Consider the following 6,622-nt stretch of genomic DNA (forward strand, 5'->3'; position numbering starts at 1 on the left):
GCTCTGAACAGGGCCGAAAGGCCCTGTGGCCAGGGCCGGTCGGCAGGCCGGGCCCGGTGCCATACTGACGCCGCCGAGACAGTCCGGGCGCCGCGGACGTCTCTTTGTCCCGGCCACCCCCACCGTGCTGTCCCAAGGAGTCACCGGCCCATGAACACCCCGAGCGAGGACTACCACGCACTGCTCGCGCGGCATGACGCGATGCGGCTGCGACGACGCATCCTGTCCCCGGCCGAAGCCGGCGCCGAACCGTGGTGCGCCGAGGCACCGCAGCCGTACGACGGATCGTCCGACCAGCAGCTGATCAGCGAATTCCTGCCGCTGGTGAGCCCGCTGGAGGAGCTGATCGCCGAGTTGTACCGGGTCCTGTTCGAGCGGCATCCGTATCTGCGGTCGTTGTTCCCCGAGTCGATGGCCTTCCAGCAGGCCCATCTCGTCGGGATCTTCCGCTATCTGATCGGCAATCTGCACCGCACGGACGAGATGATCGGCACCCTCACGCAGTTGGGTCGCGACCATCGCAAACTCGGTGTGCGCCGCGCGCACTTCGAGGCGTTCGAGGCGGCGCTGATCGAGGCGCTGCGCACGCGTGCGGGCGCCCGGTGGACCGATGTCCTGGAGGACGCCTGGCTGCGGATGCTGCGGCTGGCCGTTTCGGCGATGGTCAGGGGCGCGGACGAGGCGATCGCCGAACCGCCGAGCTGGGAGGCGACGGTGACCTCGCACGAGTTCCGTACGCCGCATCTCGCGGTGCTGAGAGTGCGCCCCCATCAGCCCTACGCCTTCAGGGCCGGGCAGTTCGCGTCCTTGGAGTCGCCGCTGCTGGAGCAGGCATGGCGTCCCTACTATCTGGCCCGCGCGCCGCATCCGGACGGCGAGTTGGAGTTCCATGTACGGGCCCGTGGTGCGGACGGGGTGAGTGATGCGCTGGTGCACGGCACGCGAGAGGGCGGCACTGTCCGCCTCAGCGCGCCGCGCGGCGCGCTCGCCCTGCCCGATCACACCCCGTCCGCCGACGTTGTGTTGATCGCTTCCGGTACCGGATGGGCCGCGATGAAGGCTCTGCTCCAGCAGATCGACGCCGAACGGTTCCGTGCGCACCGGGTGCGTCTGCTGCTGGATGGAGGGGTGGGGCAGGGCGTGTACGACGCGGCGTACCTGGAGGCGTTCCGGCGCGGACGTCCCTGGCTGACCGTCCTCACGGGCGGTCCCTCCGCAGATCCCGGTCTGCGGGCCCTGGACGGAATACTGGCGCAGCGTCCCGGGGCAGCCGCCCGGCAGCACGTCCATCTGGCCCTGGCACCCGAGGCATCCACAACAGACTCCGCGCGGATCGTCGCAGCCCGGCTGGCCGCCGCCGGAGTCCCGGCCACGCACATCCATCACGACACCAGCGGTTTCGTACAGGTCACAGCAACGTCTGCCAGTACGACCAGAACCGGGTTGCTATCAGCATGACGATGGCCAGGCACCACGTCACCGGCACCACAAGGGGGAACTCCAGTACCGCCGCGACCAGGGCGCGTGGGGCGGGCAGGACACCGTGGCGCAGATTGTGCACGGTGGTGTGCCAGAACATGAAGATGGTGGCCACCCACACGAGTACGCACCACAGGCAGAGCGCGCCGATGTCGTACAGCGCCTGCGTCATCAGCCACATGCAGAAGCCGACGCCGAACAGGGTGCCCAGGTTCAGCCCCAGCCAGTACCACCGCCGGTAGCGCGCACCTGCGAGCAGCCCCGCGCCGGTCCCCATCACCACTCCGAAGGCGATCAGCCCGATGAGCGGATTGGGGAAGCCGAACACCGACGCCTGTTCGCTGCGCATCACGTCCGCGCAGGAGACCACGGGGCTCAGCGAGCAGGCGGGGACGAAGCCGGGATCGGCGAGCAGTTCGAACTTGTCGGTGGTGATCACGAAGGAGCCCAGCAGCCCGAGGGCGGCGGTGATCACCAGCAGCCATGCGATTCCCTGGCGTGCCCCGGCCCGATCCCGTTCGTCGCTCGTCCCCGAAGAACCGTCGTTCGCCCGGTCCTTTGAGGAGCGAACCTCCTGTTCATCAGCCTCGGGGGCTTCCGCCGCCATCTCCGGCTCACGCGTCGACGCGCTCATGCCCACCCCCGCACGGAGCCGTCCGGCCAGACGATCTCCACCCGGATTCCACGCGCCCGAGCGAAGGCAACCAGATGTGCGGTGGCGTCCCGGCCGTCCGACGGCGAACCGTCCCACACGGCCAGCAGGGTCCGGCACGTCTCCACCAGACGTTCATCGGCGCTGACACAAGCGTCGCGGTCGGCCGGATCAAAAGCCAGCAGCCGTACGCTCTCGGCCAGGACCAGCAGTTCCCCTGCGGCTCGCCGGTCCCGCTCGGGCAGCACTGCGGGCACCGCGCCCTGGGCCGGCAGCAGTACCGTCAGCTTCCGTCCGGCCTCCCGGGCGGCGCGCCCGAACACGAGCGGCAACCCCGCCCCGACCCGTACGAGAGCAGCCACTCCCTCTGCCAGGCAGTCCAGCCGCGCTCTCAGTTCAGCCTCCACCAGCGCCATGGTCCTGTTGTTGAGGTCTCTGTGTCCGACGACCGCTATCACCACGTTCCCCTCCTGTACGCATCCGCACTGCCGCTCCGACCGAACGCTCCACAAGCCATGGGCCGGCGCCCGGAGCCGTCGTTGGGCCGGCCCATGGCATGCGGTCCACCGCAGTGAACCCATCGGGGGTCCGACGCCGCTAGGGCCGTTCGGCCCTGGGCCGTTCGGCCCTGGCGTGGGGATGGCCGCACGCGATGTACTCGTGCGGCAAGTAAGCAGATCAGGAGACGAGGCCGCCCCATGAGCCACGCAGGTCATCAGTCGCCCCAGTCGTCCGTGCCCGCGGCCGCGCCCACGTCGTCGGCGTCGGCCCCGGCTCACGGCCCGGCGGCCACCGGACCACGCCGCACGATCGAGTTGACGGGTGCTCAGGCGCTGAGTCTGCTCGGCGGGGTTTCGCTCGGGCGGATCGTCTTCACCCAGCGCGCGCTGCCCGCAGTCCGGCCGGTGAACCATCTGCTGGACCTCGGTCAGATCGTCATCCGGACCCATCAGGACTCGGACCTGTTCGCCCAGGCCCGGCACCATGGCGACCGGGGAGTCGTGGTCGCCTACCAGGCGGATGACATCGATCCGCTGACCCATCTGGGCTGGAGCGTCGTCGCGACGGGTTACTGCCGCCCCGTGACCGATCCGGATGCCCTGATGCGCTACCAGCAACTGATCAGGCCCTGGTCGGACCGGGTGACGGACGGTGCGGTCCGCATCCGTCCGCATCTGGTCACCGGGATCCGGCTGACGGTCTGATGCAGCGTCTGGGTGCGGAAGTGGCGTCATTGTACGGATGCGGCGGATCACGTTCCCCGGACCGGACGCGGACTGTGCCCGCCCCGGCGAGCACTGTCCGCGTTTCTCATTGCTGTCCGGCCCGGGAGGTGCCTCGGAGCCCGGCTGCCGCGAGAGCGGCTCCCAGCAGGCAGAGAACGCCGGTCACGGTGACGGCGGTGTGCACACCGTTCATGGACGCCTGGCCGCTGCCCTCCACGACGGCCGCCCGGAGCTGCTCCATGTAGAAGGTGCGCCGTCCGAAGCGGTCGCCGAGCTTGCCGCCCAGGATCAGCGATGCCGCCAGGGCGAGCAGATAGGCGTTGGTGACCCACTGCAGGTCCGCGGTGGACGCTTCGAGAGCGCGGCCGCCCGCGGTCCCAACCCGAAGGCGACGCCGCGGCTCTCCTCGATGCCGAACCCGGCCCTTGCGGATCGTGGCCGAGCGCGGGATCGGCGCAGGCCCTCGTCGACACCGCCGACGTGCGCCCCGGGCAGCGGGTCCTCGTCCACGCGGCCGCAGGCGGCGTCGGCCACCTCGCAGTCCAGATCGCCAAGTCCCGTGGGGCGTACGTGATCGGTACCGCCAGCGCTCCCAAACACGACTTCGTGCGGGCACTTGGCGCGGACGAGATGATCGACTACCGCAGCGTCGACTTCGCCGAGGCCGTCAAGGACATCGACGTCGTCCTCGATCCCCTGGCCGGCGAGACCCGCGCCCGCTCGCTCAACATCCTGCGTCCCGGCGGTGTTCTCGTCTCGCTCCTGTACGGCGGTTCCCCGGACGAGGAACAGCGGGCCGCCGTGTTGGGCGTCCGTGTCGAGACCCTCCTTGTCGAGGCCGACCACGCCGGCATGAACGCCATCGCCGGCCTCGTCGAGGCCGGCTCCCTCCGTGCCCACGTCGAGGCCACGTTTCCCCTCGCCGAAGCACCCAAGGCCCATGCCCTCGGCGAGAGCGACCGGACCTCGGGAAAGATCGTGCTGGTCGTGACGGAGCCCGCATCAGCGGAGTTGTGATCCCTCCGGCAGGGTCTGCGGTGCGGATTCCCGGACGGACAGCCGGATTCGTGGTGCCGGACCCTGCCGGAGCAGTGAGTGTTGTCCTCTCGGAGCAGGCAGGTTCAGATGGCGTGCGGCCGCTGTCGAGGGTGACGGTCGCGCCGGTGACGCAGCCGGCCTTCGGCGAGGAGGGATGCGACGACCTCGGCGGGCCGGGCCGCCCGCTTCATCGTGGCGATGTCGCGGACGGTGGCCGCGGCTGTTGTGTGTGCAGGCCACTCAGGTCAGGGCCGGTCGGTGTCCTCCGGAGGTGTGCCGAGGAGTGCCTGCAGCCGTGCGGTGGTGAGGATGCCCACGGCGAAGCCGTCCTCGTCGACGACGGGCAGGATCGTCAGGGACCGCTCCCGCATGGCGGCCGCGGCCTCCGAGGCGAGCATGCCGGGATGCGCGAACGGGCCGCGGTCGTGTGCGATGTCGCGGACCCGGGTGTTCTCGGCGTACCAGGGCTTCGGTGCGTGGGCGGTGAGCTGGTCGAGTGTGATGATTCCGGCGCACCGGCCGGCGTCGTCACGGATGAGCACGTACTGGCTGTGGGATCCACGCAGGACATCCAGCGCCCTGTCGATGCTGATGTGGTCGCTGACTTGCAGGTCCGGCGCGATCATGGCGTCGGCGGCAGTGGGACTCATTCGAGAGGTGATCGTCGGCTCCAGGGGCTGGGGGCGCGCGGTGTCATGCCCGGCGGGCACGAGAGGGCGCACCTGCGAAGGGCGCGGGGTCCAGTACTTGACCGGCTCCGGCTCATGCCAGGGCCACTGGGCGACCGAGCACATGAGGCCGCCCCCGTGGAACCTCCGGATTCCTGGACGGTCGGGCCATGGGTGGTGTCTGCCGCGTCGACACCATGTCCCGCCGTCCCGGTACTGGGTCCCGCCGAGGGCGATGGCCGCGTACGGTGCGGCCGCGCCGACCGGGCCGGCGGTGCCTCGCCGTACTGCTTCAGCATGACGAGGCAGACGTGCGCGCTGATCGGGCGTGCGCCGGATGAGTGCATGGGCATCCGAAACCGGCGCGTCCCGGTCGGGGTGTCCGGACAAGGTCACCGCGGCCCGATACCGGCGGGCCGGGGTTCTTCGTCAGGTCACAACAGGCGACCCCGTCACTCGCCTTAGAAGTCGTATCCGATCACTCGGAAGCTCGCTCCCACGCCGTAGTTGACGAACACGCCTCCGTCGACGCGCTGCGGGAACACGCCGGAGGTGGCGCCGTAGGGTCCGACTACAGCGACGGGGCCGCCGTTGTCGCAGGTCGCCCCGCTGAAGACCTCGACGGTCCTCCGGCTCTCATTGAAGATATTGAAGCTTGTGGCGCCGAGACCACTGGCCGCGGTGATGCAGCCGCCAGGGTAGGCGGAGTACGTCCGGTCGTTGAAGTGGATCCTGCCCTCGTCGTAGCCCCGACCTCCGCCGTAACCCCTGCCCTCGCCGCCTCCGCCCTCGTCGTTACCTCTGCCCTCGCCACCTCTGCCTTCGTCGTTGCCCCTGCCCTCGCCGCCTCCGCCCTCGTCATTGCCCCTGCCCTCGCCGCCTCCGCCCTGGTCACCCTTTCCGGCGTCGCCCCCGCCGTTGGAGGTCGAAGCCGGTGCTGCGGCCTGCCGGACGACCGGGGCTGCCTGCGCCGGCTGCGCCGGCCGGGCCGGCCGGGCCGGCCGGGCCGACTCGATGGTGGCGGCCGATGTGAAGGTGCTGCCGGTGGCTGTCATGGCCATGGCGGCCGCGAGAGCGGCGGTCACGACGGTGGAACGTGTAACCATGTCACTTCTCCTGTCTCAGAGAGGCCAGCTGTGCAGTCGGCCCGTGACTGAACGTACTTACGCTCCATATAGCTGTCATTTCAGGCATATCGAACGGCTGACACCGAAGCACCGATCGGGATACATCCCGAGCCGGATAGCCCACTGAGGCTCATCACCGGTTGACACGCCGAAGGACCGGCATGGGCAGGTGTTGCTGCCTGTGCCGGTCCTGGCTCGCGAGGTGGGTGCTGAGTCTGTGGCTCAGTAGGCGGAGTTGACGTTGTCGATCGACCCGTAGCGGTGGGCGGCGTAGTTGGCGGCCGCGGTGATGTTGGCGACGGGGTTGGTGAGGTCGTGCGCGGTGCCAGCGACGTGGTAGGCGTTGAAGGTCGGCTGGATGACCTGGAGCAGGCCCTTGGAGGGTATGCCGTTGCGTGCGTTGACGTCCCAGTTGTTCTGGGCGTTGGGGTT

At 69.7% G+C, this 6,622-nt stretch carries 8 protein-coding genes and 1 pseudogene; 3 read left to right on the forward strand and 6 right to left on the reverse strand.

Annotated features, from left to right (window positions below; all coding sequences use genetic code 11):
• The first annotated feature begins 150 nt into the window (after positions 1-150).
• Complete coding sequence (locus IEZ15_RS24215; RefSeq protein ID WP_189279327.1) at positions 151-1,458, forward strand: globin domain-containing protein; 1,308 nt, start codon at positions 151-153, stop codon at positions 1,456-1,458.
• Here IEZ15_RS24215 and IEZ15_RS24220 read toward each other — a convergent pair.
• Positions 1,409-2,086 (reverse strand): vitamin K epoxide reductase family protein, encoded by a 678-nt coding sequence (locus tag IEZ15_RS24220; RefSeq protein ID WP_114249450.1) that lies wholly within the window; start codon positions 2,084-2,086, stop codon positions 1,409-1,411. The genes IEZ15_RS24215 and IEZ15_RS24220 overlap by 50 nt on opposite strands.
• 23 nt (positions 2,087-2,109) lie before the next feature.
• On the reverse strand, positions 2,110-2,589 hold the full coding sequence (locus IEZ15_RS24225) for a hypothetical protein (protein WP_114249449.1): 480 nt from the start codon (positions 2,587-2,589) through the stop codon (positions 2,110-2,112).
• A gap of 240 nt (positions 2,590-2,829) precedes the next feature.
• Here IEZ15_RS24225 and IEZ15_RS24230 point away from each other — a divergent pair, with 240 nt between their 5' ends.
• Positions 2,830-3,336, forward strand: a complete 507-nt coding sequence (locus tag IEZ15_RS24230; protein WP_189279328.1) for a pyridoxamine 5'-phosphate oxidase family protein — start codon at positions 2,830-2,832, stop codon at positions 3,334-3,336.
• Positions 3,337-3,442: 106 nt separating this feature from the next.
• On the opposite strand, the gene IEZ15_RS24235 is transcribed toward IEZ15_RS24230, so the two are convergent.
• Positions 3,443-3,598 (reverse strand): hypothetical protein, encoded by a 156-nt coding sequence (locus tag IEZ15_RS24235; RefSeq protein WP_189279343.1) that lies wholly within the window; start codon positions 3,596-3,598, stop codon positions 3,443-3,445.
• 215 nt (positions 3,599-3,813) lie between these two features.
• Between IEZ15_RS24235 and IEZ15_RS24240 the strand changes: the two are divergent.
• Positions 3,814-4,374 (forward strand): annotated as a pseudogene (locus IEZ15_RS24240) (NADP-dependent oxidoreductase); the annotation flags it as partial.
• A 266-nt stretch (positions 4,375-4,640) separates the two neighbouring features.
• On the opposite strand, the gene IEZ15_RS24245 reads toward IEZ15_RS24240, so the two are convergent.
• The 3 genes from IEZ15_RS24245 to IEZ15_RS24255 form a co-directional block, all read right to left on the reverse strand.
• The gene (locus tag IEZ15_RS24245) at positions 4,641-5,045 is read right to left on the reverse strand and encodes a CBS domain-containing protein (RefSeq protein WP_189279330.1); all 405 of its coding nucleotides are present in this window, start codon (positions 5,043-5,045) and stop codon (positions 4,641-4,643) included.
• 479 nt (positions 5,046-5,524) lie between these two features.
• Positions 5,525-6,169 (reverse strand): hypothetical protein, encoded by a 645-nt coding sequence (locus IEZ15_RS24250; RefSeq protein WP_189279331.1) that lies wholly within the window; start codon positions 6,167-6,169, stop codon positions 5,525-5,527.
• A 243-nt stretch (positions 6,170-6,412) separates the two neighbouring features.
• On the reverse strand, positions 6,413-6,622 hold a 210-nt coding region (locus IEZ15_RS24255), incomplete at its 5' end, for a transglycosylase SLT domain-containing protein (RefSeq protein WP_189279332.1).

This window comes from Streptomyces atratus, assembly GCF_014648655.1.
GTDB lineage: Bacteria > Actinomycetota > Actinomycetes > Streptomycetales > Streptomycetaceae > Streptomyces > Streptomyces atratus.